The 20,331-nt window shown below is 65.8% G+C and carries 17 protein-coding genes; 13 read left to right on the top strand and 4 right to left on the bottom strand.

Going from position 1 to position 20,331, the window contains the following annotated elements:
* Positions 1 to 31 precede the first annotated feature (31 nt).
* Positions 32 to 928, bottom strand: a complete 897-nt coding sequence (locus MJ785_RS22010) for a TetR/AcrR family transcriptional regulator (protein WP_305039300.1) — start codon at positions 926 to 928, stop codon at positions 32 to 34.
* Between the two features lie 347 nt (positions 929 to 1,275).
* Between MJ785_RS22010 and MJ785_RS04220 the strand changes: the two genes are divergently transcribed.
* The 9 genes from MJ785_RS04220 (at position 1,276) to MJ785_RS04180 (ending at position 10,316) form a co-directional block, all read left to right on the top strand.
* The gene (locus MJ785_RS04220; protein WP_239307863.1) at positions 1,276 to 2,478 is read left to right on the top strand and encodes an amidohydrolase family protein; all 1,203 of its coding nucleotides are present in this window, start codon (positions 1,276 to 1,278) and stop codon (positions 2,476 to 2,478) included.
* A 486-nt stretch (positions 2,479 to 2,964) separates the two neighbouring features.
* Complete coding sequence (locus MJ785_RS04215; protein ID WP_239380063.1) at positions 2,965 to 4,038, top strand: ABC transporter substrate-binding protein; 1,074 nt, start codon at positions 2,965 to 2,967, stop codon at positions 4,036 to 4,038.
* A gap of 92 nt (positions 4,039 to 4,130) precedes the next feature.
* Complete coding sequence (locus MJ785_RS04210; RefSeq protein WP_239307861.1) at positions 4,131 to 4,934, top strand: SDR family NAD(P)-dependent oxidoreductase; 804 nt, start codon at positions 4,131 to 4,133, stop codon at positions 4,932 to 4,934.
* A 238-nt stretch (positions 4,935 to 5,172) separates the two neighbouring features.
* Positions 5,173 to 5,613 (top strand): NfeD family protein, encoded by a 441-nt coding sequence (locus tag MJ785_RS04205; RefSeq protein WP_239307860.1) that lies wholly within the window; start codon positions 5,173 to 5,175, stop codon positions 5,611 to 5,613.
* Between the two features lie 69 nt (positions 5,614 to 5,682).
* Complete coding sequence (locus tag MJ785_RS04200) at positions 5,683 to 6,633, top strand: SPFH domain-containing protein (RefSeq protein ID WP_239307859.1); 951 nt, start codon at positions 5,683 to 5,685, stop codon at positions 6,631 to 6,633.
* A gap of 100 nt (positions 6,634 to 6,733) precedes the next feature.
* Positions 6,734 to 7,678: a metal ABC transporter solute-binding protein, Zn/Mn family gene (locus tag MJ785_RS04195; protein ID WP_239307858.1), complete on the top strand. Its 945-nt coding sequence runs from the start codon at positions 6,734 to 6,736 to the stop codon at positions 7,676 to 7,678.
* Positions 7,675 to 8,484: a metal ABC transporter ATP-binding protein gene (locus tag MJ785_RS04190; protein WP_239380062.1), complete on the top strand. Its 810-nt coding sequence runs from the start codon at positions 7,675 to 7,677 to the stop codon at positions 8,482 to 8,484. The genes MJ785_RS04195 and MJ785_RS04190 overlap by 4 nt, the downstream gene beginning before the upstream one ends.
* A gap of 24 nt (positions 8,485 to 8,508) precedes the next feature.
* The gene (locus MJ785_RS04185) at positions 8,509 to 9,474 is read left to right on the top strand and encodes a metal ABC transporter permease (protein ID WP_239307880.1); all 966 of its coding nucleotides are present in this window, start codon (positions 8,509 to 8,511) and stop codon (positions 9,472 to 9,474) included.
* Positions 9,474 to 10,316 (top strand): metal ABC transporter permease, encoded by an 843-nt coding sequence (locus MJ785_RS04180; protein ID WP_239307856.1) that lies wholly within the window; start codon positions 9,474 to 9,476, stop codon positions 10,314 to 10,316. Before MJ785_RS04185 ends, MJ785_RS04180 begins: the two co-directional genes overlap by 1 nt.
* A gap of 72 nt (positions 10,317 to 10,388) precedes the next feature.
* On the opposite strand, the gene MJ785_RS04175 is transcribed toward MJ785_RS04180, so the two are convergent.
* Positions 10,389 to 11,495: an ABC transporter substrate-binding protein gene (locus MJ785_RS04175; RefSeq protein WP_239307855.1), complete on the bottom strand. Its 1,107-nt coding sequence runs from the start codon at positions 11,493 to 11,495 to the stop codon at positions 10,389 to 10,391.
* A 199-nt stretch (positions 11,496 to 11,694) separates the two neighbouring features.
* Here MJ785_RS04175 and MJ785_RS04170 point away from each other — a divergent pair, with 199 nt between their 5' ends.
* The 4 genes from MJ785_RS04170 to MJ785_RS04155 all read left to right on the top strand — a co-directional run bounded on the left by MJ785_RS04170 (position 11,695) and on the right by MJ785_RS04155 (position 17,931).
* Positions 11,695 to 13,650 (top strand): ABC transporter permease, encoded by a 1,956-nt coding sequence (locus tag MJ785_RS04170; protein WP_239307854.1) that lies wholly within the window; start codon positions 11,695 to 11,697, stop codon positions 13,648 to 13,650.
* Complete coding sequence (locus MJ785_RS04165; protein ID WP_239307853.1) at positions 13,647 to 15,083, top strand: ABC transporter ATP-binding protein; 1,437 nt, start codon at positions 13,647 to 13,649, stop codon at positions 15,081 to 15,083. The genes MJ785_RS04170 and MJ785_RS04165 overlap by 4 nt, the downstream gene beginning before the upstream one ends.
* Before the next feature lie 475 nt (positions 15,084 to 15,558).
* Positions 15,559 to 16,599: an LLM class F420-dependent oxidoreductase gene (locus tag MJ785_RS04160; protein WP_239307852.1), complete on the top strand. Its 1,041-nt coding sequence runs from the start codon at positions 15,559 to 15,561 to the stop codon at positions 16,597 to 16,599.
* Between the two features lie 156 nt (positions 16,600 to 16,755).
* Complete coding sequence (locus tag MJ785_RS04155; RefSeq protein ID WP_239372824.1) at positions 16,756 to 17,931, top strand: acyl-CoA dehydrogenase family protein; 1,176 nt, start codon at positions 16,756 to 16,758, stop codon at positions 17,929 to 17,931.
* Positions 17,932 to 18,201: 270 nt separating this feature from the next.
* Here MJ785_RS04155 and MJ785_RS04150 read toward each other — a convergent pair whose 3' ends face one another.
* Positions 18,202 to 18,960 carry a 3-hydroxyacyl-CoA dehydrogenase gene (locus MJ785_RS04150; RefSeq protein ID WP_239380061.1) on the bottom strand — a complete coding sequence of 253 codons (759 nt, stop codon included), beginning with the start codon at positions 18,958 to 18,960 and terminating at the stop codon, positions 18,202 to 18,204.
* 164 nt (positions 18,961 to 19,124) lie between these two features.
* Complete coding sequence (locus MJ785_RS04145) at positions 19,125 to 20,318, bottom strand: acetyl-CoA C-acyltransferase (protein WP_239307879.1); 1,194 nt, start codon at positions 20,316 to 20,318, stop codon at positions 19,125 to 19,127.
* Between the last annotated feature and the right edge of the window lie 13 nt (positions 20,319 to 20,331).

Here is a 20,331-nt window from a genome sequence, read left to right as displayed (position 1 = left end):
GTCAGCGGTGTCCCGGGCATCGCTGAGCTGATCAGCGGCCGGTGGGCCTGTCGGCCGTGGCGTCCGTGGCGGTGCTGTCGGCCGGCAGAGCGGGGGAGTCGACCGGGCCGGGAGCTTGGCCGAGCCGGGATGACGGGGCTGCCAGCATCCCGGACATGGCCTCGATCAGGTCTGTAACCAGATCGTCCAGCCTCTCGGCCGAGAGCGGGACGGCTAGGCCGTGGTCGGCGGGCGCGGTTGCGGGGCGCTCGGCGGCGTTGGCGTGCGCTTCGTTGGGGTGGGCTCGTTCGTAGTCGGCAAGCGCGGCGATGGCCATCCGCATGGCAAGGTTGAAGCGTCGCCGGAACACCGGCTCCGGCAGGGCGGGAAGCGCGTGCCACAGCATGTCCCGGGCCTGGCGAAACGTGGTGTCTGTCAGGTTGTCCGGCCGGCGGATGCGATGGTCGCGCGCATGGTCGGCCTGTAGCCGGGCCAGGAAACTGACGTACTGGCCGTGACCAACCAGCTCAGCCAACGGCCGCACGATGGCCCCGACCGTGGCCTGGAGCATGGCCGTCGGCTGCGCCGTCACCTGCGTGACCATCTCGGCTCGGCGCTCCGCGTCCGTGCCGGCCGGTCGCGTGGTCGCGTCGCTGGCACCGGCGGCCTGGGCGAGTAGTACCGATCTGCGTGCGTTGAGCACGGTCGCGCGATGTTCGAAGATTGCTTCGAGGAGTCGCTCCTTGTTACCGAAGTGGTACTGCGCCGCTCCGGTGTTGTGGCTGCCAGCGGCGGCCGCAATCTCGCGTAGCGACACCGCGTCGAGCCCTCGTTCCGCGAACAGGCGTTCAGCTGCCGCGATCAGGGCATCACGGGTGATCCTGCCGCGGTCGTAGCTGCCGCGTCGCCCGTTGCGGCCTCGGTCGCCGGTGCTGGTCGAGACGGTCACCCTTCCAGTCTGACGTGGGCGGCCGCCGGCATCGTCGGGCCGTCCGGACCGTTCCAGCTCTTTTCATCTTCTGGCACAACTGCTTTAGTTCTCGATGCCAGCTGACCCTCCGTCCGTCCAGGAGCTGTTGGTCGGTCGGGCTGTCGGTTATGTGTACGTTAGGCTCATGAGTTGATCATGAATGGGGGCCTCGATGGTGCTGCCGCGCGGGGTGCGGGGCTGACCGGGCCACGCTCGCGGGCCTGGTCGGCCGCTGGCCCCACGACCGGTTCCTGATCTTCCAGCGGGCCGGTGGCCGGCCGCACTGGTCACGAGGTGGCCACCCATGAAACTGCAGCGGAGGTTCGATGACAACTGACATTCCGGCCATCATTTCCGTGGACGACCACGTGATTGAGCCGCCGCACCTGTGGCGGGACTGGCTGCCCAGCAGGTACCGCGAGGTGGGCCCACGGGTGGTGCGTGCGCCGTACGAGATGATCCCGGCAAACGGCTGGCCGTTCCGGATGGCCACGAGCGGCCCGGAGACCGACTGGTGGGTGTACGAGGACCTCCGGTACGCAGTGGTCGCGGGAATGGCGTCCGCGGGCCTGAAACCGGAGGAGATCGGTAAGGAACCGGTGGGGTACGACCAGATGCGGCCAGGATTCTACGAGCCGGCGGCACGTCTGGTTGATATGGATGTGAATCATGTCGAACGGTCCCTGTGCTTCCCGACCTTCCCCAGGTTCTGCGGCCAGACTTTCTACGAAGCCAAGGACAAGGACCTCGCGTTGGCGTGTGTGCACGCCTATAACAACTGGATGGTCGAGGAGTGGTGCGGCGACAGCGGCGGCCGGCTTATCCCGCTCTGTCTGATCCCGTTGTGGGACGTCGAGCTCGCCGCGGCCGAGGTGCGTCGAAACGCCGCTCGTGGTGTGCGCGCTGTCGCTTTCAGCGAACTTCCGGCAAAGCTTGGCCTGCCAAGCCTGCACGATGCCGAACGGCGATGGGATCCGCTGCTGCGGGCCTGCGCGGAGACCGCGACCGTGATATGCATGCATATCGGCTCGTCCTCGCAGTTCCTCACCACTTCGGCGGACGCGCCGACCAGCGTACGGATCGCAATCACCGCGGTGAACTCCCAGATGGCGATGGCGGACTGGCTGCTGTCCGGCGTACTTGCACGTTTCCCCACCCTGAAGATTGCTTTCTCGGAAAGCCAGATCGGGTGGATGCCGTACCTGTTCGAACGCGCCGACCGGGTCTGGCGTATGGGTAATGCCGCGTCCGGGCTGCCGCCAGAAATGACGGAGGCGCCCAGCAGCTATGTGGCCGGCCGGGTTTACGGGTGTTTTTTCGAGGATGACTTCGGGCTTGTCAGCCGTCATGCCATCGGCGTAGACCAGATCACTTTTGAAAGTGACTACCCGCACCAGGACACCACCTGGCCGAACACCCGTGGCTACGCCGAACAGGCAATGCGGGATATTCCTGCCGCTGATATCGAGAAGATAGTACGGACGAACGCCATCCGCATGCTCGAGCTCCCGCCGGTTCTCGCCGGGTAGCGGCCATCGCCGACGACCATCAGGGCCAGGGCCAGGGCCAGGGCACCACAGCGCGGCATCCCTGCGCTGTGGTGCCCTCGGCATGTCGGGGAAGGGGTTGGGGTGTGCGTGGGCGGCTGGACGTGACGGCTACCTTCGAAGAGATCACATTTAGCTAAATTATTGTTCATTTAAGGTTTTTAGGGGTGAGGGGGCCCGAGCTCGTAGATGTTGTCCGAGATGTTGTCCGACTTCGCCGGCTGGCTGCGACAGCGGCGGGCCGCGCGGAATCATCCTGATGGTGACTCCATGGTTAATTTTTTAATACAGAAAGTCACTTTTTATCATCTAAATCACCGGAGGAATTGGAATGTGTGCGGAAAGTTATTTATTGCCGTAAGTTTGGTGGGCATACTTGCGTTGGCGGCATGCGGGGGCGGCTCGACCAGGGACACGCCTGAGGCGAGTGCGAGCACAGGCAGTCAGTTGCCCGGTGAGCCGATCAAGATGATGGTCATCACTGCGCTGTCCGGGCCATCGGAGGCGTTTACCGACATTCCGCCGGCTGTGAACGCCGCCACCACCGCGATCAACAAGGCGGGTGGCGTCAAGGGCCGGCCGCTTCAGGTTACCGTTTGTGACGATCAGTTTGACCCGAACAAGGCCGCTGACTGCGCGAACCAGGCGGTCGCCGGCAAGTACCTGTTCGTCACCGGAACTTCCGCGAACGGTGACCGGTACATGCCGATCCTGGAGAAGGGGAAGATCCCCGTGGTCGGTCAGATCCCGAACAGCGCCAGCGAGCTGAAGAGCCCGTACTCGTACCCGTTCATCTCTGGCGTCATCGAGGTCGCGGGCGGTGGAACCGCCTGCGGCAAGCTCGGCAAGAAGACCCCCGCGGCGGCCATCGTCGACCTCGCGGCCGGCCGTAACTCCGCCTCGCTGATTGGTCTGGGCCTCAAGCCGTACAACCTGCCGCCTCCCAGGAACGTCTTCATACCACCGACCGCCACTGACTACACGACCTACGCGGCCAACCTCAGCGGCACTGACTGCGTCGATGTCGTGCTCGGCGGCGCAGGCTTCGAGCGACTGACCCAGACACTGCGCCAGTCCGGCAACAACGAGACCGTGGCCTACGGCTCGAGCCAGGTCAGTCAGAAGGGGATCGATCGGTTGGGCGCGGCCGCCACCGGTGTGGTCCTCGTTGCTCAGAACCCCGCGGTGACCGATACCAACGTGCCCGCGGTGAAGAAGTTCCACGACGAGGCCGTCGCCAATGGCACGTCCGCGAACGAGCTGACTGACGAGGGCCTGATCATGTGGGGGACGACCCACCTGGTAGCCGAGCTGGCAGCCAAGATCACAACGGTTGATGGCGAGAGCCTGGCCCAGGCACTCAACACCGCCGGTGATATTGACTACTCACCACTACCGAAGGTGAACTTCGCCAAGCCGGTTCAGGTCATCTCCCCGGACAACAGGATCTTCACGACCGATGTGCGGTTCTCGGAACTCAGGGATGGCAGGCGCGTCCCGCTGTTCGACGGGCAGTCGATCAACGTGTTCAACCCATCCTGATGCACCACCGGCCGGGCCGCGAACGGTGGCCCGGCCGGATCAAAGGGCTTCGCGCCCAGGCGCGGCACACACGAGGTCGAGACGATGAGAACATGTTGACAGGACGGGTCGCTCTGATCACCGGAGCGGGACGAGGGCTGGGTGCGGCGCACGCGCGGTTGCTGGCCGCTGCCGGCGCCGCGGTGGTCGTCAACGACGTCGGGGCGAGCCTCGATGGTCTGACCAGCGGTGATCCGGTTGCCAGCAGCCTGGTTGCCGAGATCACAGCCGCTGGCGGCCGTGCTTTGGCGGATATGTCCGACATATCGACCTTTGCTGGCGCCGCGGTCGCGGTGGAGCGGGCACGAGACGTGTTCGGGCGGATCGACATCCTGGTGAACAACGCCGGGATCGTTGACACTTCGGGGGTCGAGGCGCTGACCGAGGAGGCCCTCGATCGGGTGTTCGCCGTTCATGTCAGAGGCAGCGTCGGCACGACGAGAGCCGCGTTCGGGCACATGCGCGCCCAGGGCTTCGGCCGGATCATCAACACGATTTCCGAGGCCGCGCTGGACATGCGGATGTCCGACACGGTCGCCTATTCCTCGGCCAAGGCGGCGATCTGGGGGCTGACCATGGCGACGGCGAAGGAGGGTGCCCGGTACGGCATCACGGTCAACGCGATCTCGCCGGGCGCCCGTACCCGGATGTCGGCGGGAGCGCTCGACGCCGGTCTTTCGGCTGGGCTCGATCTCGCCCCTGAGCACGTGTCCCGGGTGGTGACGATGCTCGCCTCGCCCGAGGCCGGCGACATCACCGGGCGGGTCGTGCACGCGGCGGCCGGAGAGGTCCGTGAGTATCTTCTGCGCCGGTCCGCCGATACAGATCTTGTACGTCGTTTGGTCGCCGCATCCTGATATCGGCTTAGAGCGACCGGCAATAGGGGACGCGGCGTCGCGGGGCTGGGGCACGCACCTCACCGCGTTGTCGTCGGTCGCCACCCAACACCAGGGTGACTCCCTCCGCCGCCTCGCGATCTACGCACCCCAGCCCCGCTCCTTGATCCACACCCCTATTGCCGGTCGCTCTTAACCCCGGGTTCCACGTCCACAGCAAGTCGTTCACAACAGGTCGCACGATGCCTACGATGACAGTATGTCAGCGTGGCTCTGGTGGTTGATGATCGCCGGGGTTCTCGGGGCCGGTGAGCTGCTGACACTCGCTCTGATCCTCGGAATGACCGCGATCGCGGCCCTCGTCGCCGCTGTCGTGGCGGGTGTCGGTGGCGGTTCCGTCGCGCAACTCGCGGCGTTCGCGGCCGCTTCTGTCGCGCTTCTGTTCGGGCTGCGGCCGGTTGCCAGGCGCCATCTGAACCAGCCGCCGGGGGTCGCGATGGGTGTGGATGCGTTGATCGGAAAAACCGGGATCGTGCTGGAGCCCGTCGACGGCAACGGTGGTCGGGTCAAGATCGGCGGTGAGGTGTGGTCGGCGCGCATGCCGGTCGCGGGCCATGCGCTCCAACCGGGAAGCATTGTCCGGGTGTTGCGTATTGACGGCGCGACGGCCATCGTCCATCCCGCCGAGCTGTGGACGTAGGAAGACCGGAGGCGCTGACGTGATGACGATGCCGCTGCGGGGCTTACGCGTGGCAACGGGGTGGTCCTGATGGCCGGGCTGATCGCTGCTGCCGTCGTCGTACTGGTGCTGCTGGTGTTCCTTGCCAGATCCGTGCGGGTGGTAGCGCAGGCCCGTGCGGTCGTGGTCGAGCGTCTCGGTCGCTACCACCGGACGCTGGGCCCGGGTCTGGCCATCGTCATCCCCGTGGTGGACCGGATCAGGGAGCGCGTCGACCTGCGTGAACAGGTGGTGACGTTTCCGCCGCAACCGGTGATCACTGAGGATAATCTTGTCGTCAGTATCGATACGGTCATCTACTTTCAGGTCACCGACCCGCGGGCGTCCATCTATGAGATTGCCGATGTGATTCGCGCGATCGAGCAGCTCACGGTCACCACGTTGCGCAACGTAATCGGTAGTTTGAACCTGGAGCAGACCCTGACCTCCCGCGATGAAATCAACACCCGGTTGCGCGGTGTCCTTGACGAGGCAACCGGTAAGTGGGGTATCCGGGTGAACCGGGTGGAGATCAAGGCGATTGAGCCACCACCGTCAATCCAGGACTCGATGGAAAAACAGATGCGCGCCGAGCGGGACCGCCGGGCCGCGATCCTGTCTGCCGAGGGCGTCAAGCAGAGCGAGATCCTGCGCGCTGAGGGCGCGAAACAGGCCGCGATCCTGCGGGCTCAGGGTGAGAGGGAAGCGAAGATCCTCGCGGCGCAGGGCGAGGCCCAGGCCATCACCACGGTGTTCCAGGCGATCCACGACGGCAACCCGGACCGCAAGCTTCTCGCCTACCAGTACCTGCAGACTCTGCCGCGCCTCGCGGAAGGCGACGCGAACAAGATTTGGATCATTCCGAGTGAGCTGACGAAGGCCTTCGGCGGGCTTGCCGCGTTCAGCGGCCTCATTGACGATCATGATCGGTCTGATCGTGCGACGGGGTCCGCCACGGATCGGCCCAGTGCGGTGGACAGCGGCGAGGCGGACACGCCCTGACCGCCGCGCCCGAGAGCGGGCACATCATAATTTGACATCCGAACCGGGAACCGTTTTCATCAAGGCAATCATCGCCTTCATGCTGGAGTTCCCTTTGCGTATGACCTGGGTCCGTCGTACGGCCGGAGGTGTCGGCCTCACCGCCGTTGCCATGTTGTTTGCTGGTTGTGCTACTGGCGGTGGGGATGCCAGCTCCGAAGCCGCCACGGTGTCCGGAAAGCTCAAGGTGGTGGCGACCACCACCCAGGTCGCGGACTTCGCCCGGGTCGTCGGCGGTGACCGGGTGCGGGTGACCCAGATCCTCAGGCCCAACGTCGACCCGCACGACTACGAGCCCTCGCCCGCGGACGTGAAGGCGATCGGCGAGGCCGACGTCCTGGTAGCCAACGGCGTCGGCCTGGAGAAGTGGCTCGACGGTGTGATCTCGTCCGCGGGCTTCAGGGGCGATCGGGTTGACACCAGCCAGGGGGTGAAGATCCGGCCGGGCAACGGTGATGAGGAGAAAGAAGGGGACCCCCACATCTGGCACAACCCACTGAACGTCAAGATCATGGTGGCCGGTATCGAGAAGGCGCTCGCGGCCAAGGACCCTGCCGGTGCCGCGGCCTACCAGGCCAATGTCGCCGCCTACGCTGGCAAGCTCGACGCCCTTGACGCGGATATCATGCAGCAGATCAACTCCCTGCCCCCGGCCGATCGTAAGCTCGTGACCAACCACGATGCGTTCGGCTACTACGTTGACCGGTACCAGCTGGCCTTTGTCGGGTCGATCATCCCGAGCTTCGACACGTCCGCGGAGCTGTCCGGCCGTGATATTGACGATCTTGTCGGTGAGATCAGGAAGACCGGCGTGAAGGCGATCTTCTCCGAGTCGTCGCTACCGCCGAACACAGCCCAGACAATCGGTCGGGAGGCTGGCGTCAAGGTGGTGGCGGGCGAGGATGCTCTGTACGGTGACACGCTCGGCCCACCGGGGTCGGACGGCGAGACCTATCTGCGGATGGAAGAGCACAACACCAGAACGATCGTCGGGGCGTTGAGGTGAGGGCACAGGTGGAGCTCGGTGCCGCCGGGAGAGGCGCGCAGGCCGACGGCGACCGTCCGGCCGCGGTGGTTTTCGATCGGGCCAGCATCGCTTACGGCCGGGTACTGGCTGTCGAGAATGTGGACGGGGTGGTGCGGGCGGGGCGCACAGTTGCGCTCATAGGGCCGAACGGCGGCGGCAAATCAACTCTGATCAAGGCGGTGCTCGGGCTTGTCCCGGTCGTCGACGGGTCAATTCAGGTGCTCGGCCGGACGCCGGCCGGCGCCCGTCGCGACGTTGCCTACGTCCCGCAGGCGGACGCGCTCGATCCCGAGTTCCCGGTCTCGGTCAATCAGGTCGTGCTGATGGGCCGGTATCGCACGATCGGATGGGTGCGCAGGCCTGGCCGGGCCGACCGGCAGATCGCCACGCAGGCCCTGACAGCGGTAGGGCTCGCGCACCGGGGCGCTGACCGGTTCGGCACGTTGTCGGGCGGGCAGCGCCAGCGTGTCCTGCTTGCGCGGGCGATAGCTCAGCAGCCCACACTGCTGCTGCTGGACGAGCCGTTCAACGGCGTGGACACAGTCTCGCAGGAAGCGTTGTTGCGCGCGCTCGGCGAACTGCGAGAGGCCGGTGCCACGGTTGTCGTCAGCACCCATGATCTGTCACTGGCGCATCTTGCCTGTGACGACGTCTGTCTGCTCAACCGGCACCAGTTCGGGTTCGGCCCGATTTCGGCCACGCTGACCCCGGACAGGCTTCGTGCCGCCTACGGTGGAGCCGCTCTTGCGTTGGCTGGCGACAGTGTCATCGTCGCCCACGCATGAGGCGGCTGTGACGGGATGCTAGTGATGGTGAACCGGCTGCTCGTCGAACCGTTCGCGCTCCCGTTCATGCAGCGGGCGCTGATCGAGGTACTGCTTCTCGGAGCTATGGCCGGTGTTGTCGGTGTTTTCGTGGTATTGCGACGGTTGGCTTTCCTGGCCGACGCGCTCACGCACACCGTTTTCCCTGGAGTGGTTATCGGATACCTGCTGTCAGGAGAGTCAGGTATCGTGCCAGGGGCCCTCGCCTTTGCGCTGTTGTCCGCGGTGCTGTTCACCGTGCTGGCGGCCAACCGGCACGTGAACCAGGATGCCGCGCTCGCCATCCTGCTGACGTCGTTCTTCGCGTTGGGGGTCGTGTTCGTCTCGCGTCGGCGTTCGTACACCGCTGACCTGACGGCTTTTTTGTTCGGCCGTGTCCTCACTGTCGACTCCACGCAGCTCACGCAGACGGCGGTCGTGGCCGTGGGAGTGTCCGTGGTGCTCCTGGCGCTGCGTAAGGAGCTGCTCCTGCGGGCGTTTGACCCGCTTGCGGCGCGGGCGATGGGCTACCGCGTCGGTCTGCTGGACCTCATCCTCAACCTTGTCATCGCCATCGTTGTCGTCGCGGCTGTCAAGGCTGTCGGGACGATTCTCGTTATTGCCCTTCTCGTCGTTCCGGCGGCGACGGCCCGGCTGCTGTCCGACCGGTTGGTGGTTGTGTCCGGAATAGCGATCACGGTCGGTATGTCCGGTGGCTGGTTGGGGCTTGCCGCGAGCTACGAGGCCTCGATCAATCGTGGGGTACGGCTGGCTTCGGGCGCGACCGTCGTGCTCGCCCTTGTCATGTGCTACCTGTTCGCGCTCGGGGCCGGCCCACTCAGCCGGTTCGCGCGAGGGCGCTGGACTCGGGGACGCCGGGCCCGGGGGCGGTTGGTGGATGCGCAGGCGTCGGGCGAGTGGCCGGATGGTCCCCGCACGCCAACCGGTCTGACGGCGGGGACGGGCATGTGATGATTTTTTCTGAGCTGTTGGCGGACTCCTACACCCGCCGTGCGCTGATCGAAGCCGTGCTCGTCGGCGCGTTGTGCGGCGTCATCGGCGTACACGTGGTGCTGCGCCGGCTGAGTTTTTTCACGATGGCGATGACGCACGCCACCTTCCCGGGCGTGGTGCTCGCGGCGATCGCGGGCGTGAACCTCTACCTCGGTTCGGCGCTGTTCGGGGTCCTCGTCGTCCTTGCCGTCGCCGTATTGTCGACGCGCGCTGACAATGTGAGCGCGACCGGCGTCGTGCTTTCCGGTGGCTTCGCCCTCGGGGTACTGCTGCTGTCCGCGCAGGCGGGATTCACCAGGGATCTCACCGCCTATCTCGTCGGCTCCATTCTCACCGTGCAGCCGGATGCTTTGGTCACCACGGCCGTCACCGCCGTCGTCGTCGTCGTGGTCCTTGCGCTGTTGGGCAAGGAGATAGTTTTTGGCGCCTTCGATCGCGACGCCATGGTGGCGGTCGGTTATCCAGCCGGCCGGCTGGATCTCGTCTTCCTGCTGCTGATTGAGATGACGATCGTCACGTCGGTACCGGCCGTGGGAACAATCCTGTCGGTCGCGCTGATCGTGGCCCCGGCTGCCACCGCCCGGCTGTGGTGCGGCGGAGTCGGGGCGATGACCGCCGTCGCCATCGCCATCGGGGTCGCCAGCGGCGTGATCGGGCTCGCGGTCAGTCAGCAGTGGAGCGTCGCCGCGGGAGGCGCGATCGTGCTCACAGCGGCGGGGATCTTCGTCCTGTCCGTGCTCGTCGCCCCCGGCGCGGGTCTGCTGGCCCGGCTCCGCTGGCCCGGCGCCACCACTCATTGATCTTGGTTGATGGCTGGCCGGCCTGGCGCCGACATCCGCGTTCGCCGGGCCGGTGTAATGGTTGATCGGCGGTCAGGTGATGAGTTTCATGAGCTCACGTCCATCCACCCAGGTGTCGCTGACGTCCGCGAAGCCGTTGCCGGACCACCGCAGGATGCGTATCGCTGTGTTGCAGACCGCCGGGAAGAGGTTTATCGCTGTTCCGTCGCAGGTGAACGGGTGCGCCATGACGTTCGGATGGTCCCGTGTCGCCCTGAAGGCGGCTGTCAGGTCGGTGGAAGTCGTCTGTGCCATCTCGGCGAGCAGTGATCGGACAACCAGGACGGTCGCGAAGGACGCCTGCGACAACGGCGATCGCTGGGCCTCGGGAAGCCGTGCTCGGAATGCCTCGGCGTCCTGGTCGCCGCCGGTGGTGCCGAACGGCAGATAAGCCGAGGCGAAGTAGAGGTTGCCGGCGCTTGGCCCGGCGGCCCGCGGCACGGCGGGGGAGGCGCAGGAGCCCACGAAGTACATTGGCGTCTTGATCTGGAGCGTTCCCGCGACCTGGGCTATTCGTGCGCAGGACTGGGCCGGGAAAACGACGACGATTGCGTCCGGATCGCCGGACACGGCTTGGCTGACGGCTGGTGCGAAATCAGCCGTATCAACCTTCTCCCGCACCAGCTGGATATCCGACACGCCCCTGGCGCGGAGGATTTTTTCGGATCCCTGAATCGCGGCGGTGAGTAGTCCGGGCAGGTCCGCGTACAGCGCGTGGACCTTTTTCAGATGTTTGGTGGCCGTCAGGTACTCGGTGATACCGAGCAGGTCGGTGAGTGTGCCACCGGTCAATGAGAACGAGGTGCGGGAACTCAGCTCCCCGCTCAGCTGGGGTGAGCCGCTGATATAGGGAATCCCGGCGCGTTCGTAGAGACCCATGGCAGCTTCGGTGCCGAGGTCCACGCCGCCGACCACGGCGACGGGTTTCTCAGCGACGAGGCGGTTGGCGCAGTCCTGGGACGACTCGGGAGAGCCGTTCGTCACACAGGGGACGAGCTCAACAGGATGGCCGTGAACTCCGCCGAGAGCCTCGTTGGCGTACGCGACGGCCCCCTGGGCGGCGATTCGGGTTTCGGGAAACGACCCGAGCGGGGTGTTCTCCATCGAGACGAAGCCCAACTTGACCGGCGGTCCACTCAACTGGCTCGCGGACCCACCGTTGGTCCGGCCAGGACCGGCGGGGCCTCCGCCGCGCCGGCTCGTACACCCAGCAAGGACGACGGACAGGACCACGGCAGCCGTGACCGCGGCTACGACAGCACGACGGGACAGCGTCATATTCACAGAAGTTACACTGCTCTGGCCCACAACAGACCGCCATGCTGGATTGGAGAGCCCTGTGCCCACGTATGTCGCGGCACTGGTCCTGGGCCTGGGTGCCGGTGCGGTCTACGCGGCACTTGGTCTCGGACTGGTGTTGATACACCGCGCTTCAGGTGTGGTCAATGTCGCGCACGCCGCGTTCGCGATGTATGTCACCTATCAGTATGCCGAGCTCAGAGACGTCGGAGACCTCGTCCTCCCCGTCGTGGGCCTTCCTCCCCGTGTTCATCTCACTGATAGCCCCTCTTTCGCGCTGGCATTGACAGTGTCGCTCGCCATGGCTGCCCTGGGCGGACTCGTTGTCTATTTTCTCATATTTCGGCCGCTACGGCACGCGCCGCCCGTGCTGACGCTGGTTGCCTCGGTCGGCCTTATGATCGCCCTGCAGGCGCTGGCGGTACTGCAGTTCGGCTCGGACAACAGGTTCATCGACTCCGTCCTGCCACGGACCTCTTTCTCCTTGTTCGGGGAAAACGTGCCTGTTGACCGCCCGTTGCTTGCCGCGCTGGTGGCCACGGTCGGCATAGTGATGTGGGCGGTATCCCGATGGACGTTGCTGGGGCTCGCCACCCGGGCGGTGGCCGAGTCCGACGAGGCCACGGCTCAGTTCGGCTACCGGCCTGAAGTCGTCGCGGCGACCAGCTGGGTGGCGGCATCCGTCCTCGGCGCGCTCGCGGGAATACTGGTGGCGCCGATCAGTGTCCTGAGCCCGTCCACGTACACATTGTTCATCGTACCCGCGCTGGCCGCCGCATTGCTCGGCGGCTTGTCGTCGTTCGGCGCCACCATCGTCGGCGCGCTGTTGCTCGGGATGGTCCAGTCGGTTCTTCTTCCCCTTCAGCATGCCGTTTCGTGGCTTGATCAACCTGGGCTCCGGTCGTTGTTCCCGCTGCTTTTTCTCATCGCCATCGCGCTCACCCGCGGCCAGTTGATACCGGGCCGGGACCAGATCATGGCACCGGCGGCGGCGAGACTGCCCCGGGCCGAGCCGGCGGGACGTCCACTACGTGATCTTTATGTGGTCGTGCCGGCCGGGGTGCTCGCGTTGGTACTGCTCACCGGCTCCTACCGGCTGGGTCTGGAACGCAGTCTCGCGGGCGCGGTCGTGTGCCTGTCCTTCGTGGTGCTGACCGGGTTCGCCGGACAGCTCTCGCTCGCGCAGATGTCGCTGGCAGGTGTGGCCGGTTTCCTGCTGGCGAGGCTGCAGGGCGGCCTCGGCGTGCCGTTTCCGCTCGCCCCGCTGCTTGCCACCGGGGCGGCGACCGTCGCGGGCCTGCTGCTCGGGGTCTTGTCCCGACGGATCCGCGGCGTGGACCTCGCGGTGGTGACACTCACCGCGGGCGTGGCCTTTCAGGAAATGGTCTTCGCCAATCCGTTGATCACGGGTGGTCTTGCCGGATCGGCTGTCCCGGCCCCGAAGGTTTTCGGTATTGATCTCGGTGTTGCCGGGGCCGGATACCCACGGGTGCAGTACGGCCTGCTCACCCTTGCGGTATTCGTGCTATGCGCCTTCGGGGTGGCTCGGCTGCGTGCGTCCACCTCAGGGCTGCGGATGCTCGCCGTCCGCTCAAATGAACGGGCGGCGTCCGCCGTCGGTGTGGACGCCGCCCGGACGAAGCTGCTCGCCTCCGCCATTTCCGCCGGGATCGCCGGCTTCGGTGGTTGCCTGATCGGTTACGGCCAGGGGCGGCTCTCGTTCGACTCGTTCGGGGTGTTCGCCTCGTTGTTCTTTTTGGCGATCGCTTCGGTCGGTGGCGTGATGAGTGTGCGCGGCGCGGTGCTGGGCGGCCTGTTGGCCCCGGGCGGCGTGGTGTTCACTCTTCTTGATCGTCTTATTGACCTCGCGAGGTACCAGTCGCTGCTGTGCGGTGTAGCCCTGATGGTGCTCGTCGTGCTGCGTCCCGAGGGGCTCGCGTACGATCCGCGCCAGCCTGCGGTGCGCCTGCGGATACCCGCCGAGGCACGCGCATGACCGGGGACCCGGTTCGCCTGAGCGTCAGTGGGCTGTGCGTCAGCTACGGCAAGGTCGAAATCGTCCATGATGTGTCGTTCACCCTGTCCGCGGGGAAGGTCACCGGGCTGATCGGGCCGAACGGAGCCGGCAAGACCACGTTGATAGACGCGGTCACCGGATTCACTCCCGCCAGCGCCGGCCAGATCGTGCTGGACGGGACGGTGCTGAACTCGATGCCGCCGCATGAGCGGTTCCGGCATGGCCTCACGCGTACCTTCCAGTCCCTGGAACTGTTCGAGGACCTGTCCGTTGCCGAGAATCTCGCGGTAGCCGGGCCTGAGCCGGCCGTGGCGCTGGGGCTTGGCATGCTCGCTGACCAGCTCCCCGCGACGCTGTCGCACGACGAGCGGCTCGCTGTCGGGCTCGGCCGCGCGCTGGCAGCGGGCGGTCAGGTGCTGCTCGTGGACGAGCCGGCGGCGGGCCTGGATTCGGCGGCGCGCGCCACGCTCACGACTCGGTTGCGCCGCCTGGCTGAGCGTGGCTACGCAATTCTTCTTGTTGATCATGACATCAAGCTGGTTTTCGAGGCATGCGACGACGTTGTGGTGCTGGGAGCGGGACGGGTCGTGGCGTATGGCCCACCGGCCACGGTCCGGGACCGCCCCGAGGTGCGCGAGGTGTATCTCGGCGGCTCACCGGCAACGGCCGTTCGCGTGCCCACGCAGCCGTCCAAGCACAAGGTGCTTGCCCTTGAAGGGGTTACGAGTGGGTATGACCGCCTGCCCGTGATGCACGAGGTCACACTCGACGTCCACGCCGGTGAGATCGTCGCGTTGCTCGGGCCGAACGGCGCCGGCAAGACAACGCTCATCCGTTCGGTTTCCGGGCAGCTCACGCCGTTTGACGGCCGGGTGAGCGTCCTCGGTCACCCGGCCCGCCGCCCGAACCCGGCCGGGCTTGCCCGCCGTGGACTGGCGGTGGCCCCTCAGGGCGGGACGCCTCTCCGGGGGCTGACGGTCCGCCAGATCCTGCGCCTCGCGGTCGGTCGACGGCCCGGTGACCAGATCGAGCGGACGTTGGCGAGTTTCCCGGCGCTGCGCCCGCTGCTCGACCGGACCGGCGGCGAGCTCTCCGGGGGCGAGCGGCAGCAGGTCGCGCTGGCCAGCGCTGTGGCACGGCAGCCGAAGCTGCTGATCGTCGACGAGTTCTCCTCCGGCCTTGCGCCCGATCTCGCGTCGAGTCTGCTTGCGGTCCTGCGGCGCCTAGCCGACGAACGCGGCACCGGCATTCTGCTGATAGAGCAGCATGTGTCGCTCGCCCTCGCCGCCGCGGACCGGGCCTACATCCTCGACCGGGGCCGAATCGTGTTCACCGGTACCGCCGCCGCCCTTGCGGCGGATCCCGGTCTGATCAATGCCAGCTATTTCGGTATCGGCTCGGCCAGCGACTGACCGCAATGTTCGGTCCGGCGGCCACCTGACAGCTGGTCACCGGACCGGGAGCGCGGCCCGTCGGGCTCCGCTGCTCCGGCGGCGGTGGCATAGGGACCGCCTGCCGCGGAAGCTGCTTAGAGCGACCGGCAATAGGGGACGCGGCGTCGCGGGGCTGGGGCACGCACCTCGCTGCGTTGTCGTCGGTCGCCACCCAGCACCAGGGTGACTCCCTCCGCCGCCTTGCGATGCACGCACCCCAGCCCCACTCCTTGATCCACGCCCCTATTGCCGGGCGCTCTTATTGCGGTTGTGTTGCGCCGCGACCATCGGTTGGCGTACAACGATCAGGTCCCGACTATCGGTCGGGTCACGCGGTGCTTGGACGTTTTGATCCAGGATCAAGTGACCTCCGGGGCCTTTGAGTGTGTGCGGAGAACTATGGCCGCCTACTTTTCTGGCCATCGGTTGGAACGGCGTCGACGAGGAGGCCTCAGTGCGGATCGGTATGCCGTTGGACTACAGCGGCGACTTCAGGGAGACAGTTGCCGGCCTGCGTGATTTCGAGGCCGCCGGAGTGGACATCGTCTTTGTGGCGGAGGCGTACTCCTTTGACGCGGTGAGCCAGTTGGGCTTCATCGCGGCGCGCACCGATCGCGTCGAGATCGCGTCAGGTATCCTGCCTGTCTACAGTCGTACTCCCTCGTTGACGGCGATGACGGCAGCCGGCCTTGACTACGTGTCCGACGGTCGTTTCACGCTCGGGATCGGCGCGTCCGGTCCACAGGTCATCGAGGGTTTTCACGGCGTCCGTTACGACGCGCCGCTCGGCCGCACCCGGGAGGTCGTGGAGATCTGCCGACAGGTGTGGCGCCGTGAACGGGTGGTGCATAGCGGCCGCTACTATCAGATTCCGTTGCCCGCCGACCAGGGAACCGGCCTCGGGAAGCCGTTGAAAATAATAAACAAGCCGGTGCGTGACCGGATCCCGATCATTCTCGCGGCGCTTGGGCCGAAGAACGTCGCGTTGGCCGCGGAGATTGCCGAGGGATGGGAGCCGATCTTCTTCCATCCGGAGAAGGCGGCGGATGTCTGGGGGGCCTCCCTGGCGGATGGCCGATCCAGGCGGGACCCCGCTCTTGGCAACCTTGATATTGTGGTCGCCGCGCCGATGGCGATCGGTGATGACGTCGATCATCTTATTGATCTTTATCGTCCGACGCTTGCCCTCTATATCGGGGGCATGGGTGCTCGAGGCAGGAACTTCTACAATGATCTTGCCTGCCGCTATGGTTACGAGCGCGAGGCCGCGCTGATCCAGGATCTCTACCTCGACGGCAGAAAGAAGGAAGCCGCGGCTGTGGTCCCGGCGGAACTTCTGCGGGCCATATCCCTCATCGGTGCTGAGGGGTACCTGCGGGATCGGTTGGATTCGCTGGTCGCGGCCGGGGTGACGTCACTGAATGTGACCCCGTTGGCCGCCACCCATGCGGAGCGGGTCGCTTCCATCGAACTGCTGCGTAAGCTGCTGCCCTAGGTCGATCATGTAGTAAACTAATTGATATATGTTGCCTGTTAGGGTCGTTCCAGGGCGTATGCGTTCGGTGAATCGCCTCGGCGGGCCGAAGAAGGCGTTGGGCTGTTCTGCGTCGAGATCATTGATGTGCGGACTGGGCTGGGGAGGTAGCGCTCGATGGTGAATGTGGACCAGCCGCCGTCGTCACTGTCGGCACGCGTGTATGACAGCGAGCATGCACTCTTCCGCGAGCTGGTGCGGAACTTTGTCGCGCAGTGTGTGCTGCCGAACTATGATGCGTGGGAGCGGGCAGGTATCGTTGATCGTGCGTTGTTCACCGACGCTGGTGCGTGGGGCCTGCTCGGATTCGGTGTCGATGACAAGTACGGCGGGCCCGGCATCGAGGACTTCCGGTTCAACGCGATCGTCGGGGAAGAGTTCGGTCGCGCGCTGGCCACGTCGGCGGGTCTTAGCCTGACGTTGCAGAATGACATTGTCCTGCCCTATCTGCTCGGCCTCGCCACCGATGAGCAGAAGGCGCGTTGGCTTGCCGGTACGGTCTCGGGTGAGACCGTTCTCGCGGTGGCCATGACCGAACCAGGTACAGGCAGTGATCTGGCCGCTATCCGGACCCGCGCGGTCCGTCACGAGGATGTCTACGTCGTCAACGGCGCAAAAACCTTTATCTCCTCCGGGCAGCATGCCGACCTTGTGATCACCGCGGTGCGCACCGCGGACGACCCACACCGCGGGCTGTCCCTGCTCGTTCTCGAGCGTGGGATGCCGGGTTTCGAACGGGGCCGCAATCTGGAGAAGATCGGGCTGCATGCGCAGGACACCAGCGAGCTGTCCTTTACCGACGTCCGGGTGCCGGTTGCCAACCTTCTCGGCGAGGAGAACAGCGGATTTTACGCGTTGGTCCGCAACCTGCCACAGGAGCGGCTGTCCATAGCGATCGCCGGCCTCGGCATGATTGAGGGCCTGCTCACGCAGACTCTGGCGTACGCGAAGGAGCGCACCGCCTTTGGCCAGCCGATCGGATCATTCCAACACAGCAGGTTCGTTCTGGCGGAACTGGCGACCGAGATCGATATCGCCCGTACGTTCATCCTCGATTGTCTGGTTGAGCATCTGCGTGGCGAACTCAGCGCCGTGCGCGCGGCCAAGGCCAAGTACTGGGTCACTGAGCTTCAGTGTCGGGTGTCCGACCGCTGCCTGCAGCTGTACGGAGGGTATGGCTATATGCGTGAATATCCGGTTGGCAGGGCCTTCGTCGATTCTCGTGTCCAGATGATTTACGGTGGGACCAATGAAATCATGAAAGAGATCATTGGCCGGGATCTCGGTCTGTAATCGGTACGGCGGAGTCCGTGACCGGCATGGAGGAAGCTTCCGTGATGTTCGCGGACACCGGTGTCTGTGCCATGCCGGTGTTCACTCTTGCGGATGGTCCCGCGTACCTACGGTTGCTGGCACGCGGGACCATCCCGACCGCGTACGGAGCTGCCCAGCCCAGCGCCGGGTTTCTCCCTGTATACGGCCGTGGTAACCGACATCTCCTTGTAAGCAGGGGAGGTGCGGCCACCCTCGTCGTGGAGCGGATCTCACCCATCGATCACATGGTCAGCGGGGGGCCATTCGGATGGCGCCGTCGAGTCGAATGACCTCACCGTTGAGCATCTGATTGGCGGTGATGTGCTCGACCAGCGCGCCATATTCGTCAGGATCGCCGAGGCGGTTGGGGTGCGGCACCTGGCGGCCGAGCGAAGCCTGTGCCTCCGCCGGAAGGCTGGCGAGCAGCGGGGTCTTGAACAGGCCCGGCGCGATGGTAACCACCCTGATCTGCTTGTCCGCGAGGTCGCGGGCGAGCGGCAGAGTCATGCTGGCGATACCGCCCTTGGACGCGGCGTATGCGACCTGCCCGATCTGGCCTTCGAACGCGGCGACCGACGCGGTGCACACGACCACCCCGCGTTCGCCGGCGGTGGGCTCGTTGTGAACCATGCGTTCGGCGGCAAGCCTGATCACGTTGAAGGTTCCGATCAGGTTGACCGTGACTATCCGGGTGAACGCCTCCAGCGGCATCACGCCGCCTTTACCGAGAATCCGGGCCGGCGGCGCGATCCCGGCGCAGTTGACCACGACACGCAGCTCGCCCAGGCCGGTAGCGATATCGAGCGCGGCGTTGACCTGTTCGGAGTCGGTGACGTCAGCGGGCGCGAAGGTGGCCTTGCCAAGGTCGGCGGCGACCTGCTCGCCGCCTGATGTGGGCAGATCCAGCAGCACGACACTGGCACCGGCGTTTACGAGACGACGGGCTGTCGCGAGCCCGAGGCCGGAGGCTCCTCCTGTGATCAGGGCGACGCCACCTGCGATATTCACCTGTCCGACACCTCTCTTGTTTTGTTGACATTTTTGATCATGCTGTTTCCGGTCATACCGCTGTCACGGCTGGATCGGGGCACAGGCTGCCGGCTTCACGGCGGAGCCGGCAGCCAGACGGCATTGCCCGCCGGCAGGATGGCGCGCCCCTACTGCCGGGCGCTCTAAAGACGTTCGATGATGGTTGCGTTGGCCATGCCGCCGCCTTCGCACATGGTCTGTAGGCCATACCTGCCGCCGTTCGCCTCCAGGTAGTTGACCAGCGTCCCCAGCAGCCGGGTGCCGGAGGCGCCGAGCGCGTGCCCAAGGGCGATCGCTCCGCCGCGGGGGTTGAGTTTTGCCGGGTCGGCGGCAAGTTCGTGTGCCCAGGCCAGTGGCACGGGGGCAAAGGCCTCGTTGACCTCGTAGGCGTCGATATCGCCGATGGTCAGGCCGGCTCGCGCGAGAACCTGCTGAGTTGCTGGGATGGGACCGGTAAGCATGAGCAACGGGTCGTCGCCGACCACCGAGAACGCGTGGAAGCGGGCGCGGGGGCGCAGGTTGAGCTTGCTGGCAGCCTGTTCACTCATGATCAGTGCGGCGGATGCCGCGTCCGTCAGCGGTGAGGAGTTTCCAGGGGTGATCTTCCAGTCGACGTCGGGGAACCGCGCCCGCATTTCCTCGGTGCCGAAGGATGGCTTGAGACCGGCGAGGCCCTCGACTGTTGTGCTCGCCCGCATGGTCTGGTCCACCAGATGTGTACTGGTTGTTCCGTCCGGCGCGGGGGCTGCCACCGCCACGATCTCGTTGTCGAAGGCGCCCGCGGCCGCCGCGGCCGCCGCGCGCTGATGGGAGGCCGCCGCGAAGGCGTCGAGGGTTTCGCGGTCGAACTTCCATTTCTGGGCAATCAGTTCGGCCGAAACGCCCTGGTTGACCAGGCCTTCGGGATAACGGGCGTGGACGCCAGGACCCTGTGGGTCCTGGCCGATGGTCGGCGTGCCCATCGGGATGCGGCTCATCGACTCGACGCCGCACGCGATCACGATGTCGTAGGCGCCGGCCATCACGCCCTGCGCGGCGAAGTGCGCGGCTTGTTGGCTTGATCCGCATTGGCGATCAACGGTCGTGGCTGGCACGCTCTCCGGGAATCCCGCGGACAGCAGGGCATACCGGGTGATGTTCGCGGACTGCTCGCCGACCTGCTGGACGCATCCGCCGATGACATCGTCGACCCGCCCCGGGTCAAGGTCGTTACGTGTGATCAACGATCGGAGCACGGTCGCGAGCAGTTCGACCGGATGCACTCCGGACAGAGCGCCGCCTGGCTTGCCTCGTCCGGATGCGCTCCGAACGACATCGACGATGACCGCGTTGTTCATGAATTTCCCTTCG

The organism is Protofrankia sp. CiT1 (assembly GCF_917627335.1).
Classification (GTDB): Bacteria; Actinomycetota; Actinomycetes; order Frankiales; family Frankiaceae; genus Protofrankia.
The sequence above is the reverse complement of the archived record's forward strand: the minus strand, read 5'-3'. Positions and strand labels throughout refer to the sequence as shown.

What these genes read in the sequence shown, in the direction of transcription:
- MJ785_RS04185 (WP_239307880.1), top strand. Translation starts at nt 8,509, where the DNA reads ATGGTGAACCGGCTGCTCGTCGAACCGTTCGCGCTCCCGTTCATGCAG.
- MJ785_RS04210 (WP_239307861.1), top strand. Translation starts at nt 4,131, where the DNA reads ATGTTGACAGGACGGGTCGCTCTGATCACCGGAGCGGGACGAGGGCTG.
- MJ785_RS04165 (WP_239307853.1), top strand. Translation starts at nt 13,647, where the DNA reads ATGACCGGGGACCCGGTTCGCCTGAGCGTCAGTGGGCTGTGCGTCAGC.
- MJ785_RS04145 (WP_239307879.1), bottom strand. Translation starts at nt 20,318, where the DNA reads ATGAACAACGCGGTCATCGTCGATGTCGTTCGGAGCGCATCCGGACGA.
- MJ785_RS04180 (WP_239307856.1), top strand. Translation starts at nt 9,474, where the DNA reads ATGATTTTTTCTGAGCTGTTGGCGGACTCCTACACCCGCCGTGCGCTG.
- MJ785_RS04195 (WP_239307858.1), top strand. Translation starts at nt 6,734, where the DNA reads ATGACCTGGGTCCGTCGTACGGCCGGAGGTGTCGGCCTCACCGCCGTT.
- MJ785_RS04205 (WP_239307860.1), top strand. Translation starts at nt 5,173, where the DNA reads ATGTCAGCGTGGCTCTGGTGGTTGATGATCGCCGGGGTTCTCGGGGCC.
- MJ785_RS04200 (WP_239307859.1), top strand. Translation starts at nt 5,683, where the DNA reads ATGGCCGGGCTGATCGCTGCTGCCGTCGTCGTACTGGTGCTGCTGGTG.
- MJ785_RS04215 (WP_239380063.1), top strand. Translation starts at nt 2,965, where the DNA reads ATGATGGTCATCACTGCGCTGTCCGGGCCATCGGAGGCGTTTACCGAC.
- MJ785_RS04220 (WP_239307863.1), top strand. Translation starts at nt 1,276, where the DNA reads ATGACAACTGACATTCCGGCCATCATTTCCGTGGACGACCACGTGATT.
- MJ785_RS04155 (WP_239372824.1), top strand. Translation starts at nt 16,756, where the DNA reads ATGGTGAATGTGGACCAGCCGCCGTCGTCACTGTCGGCACGCGTGTAT.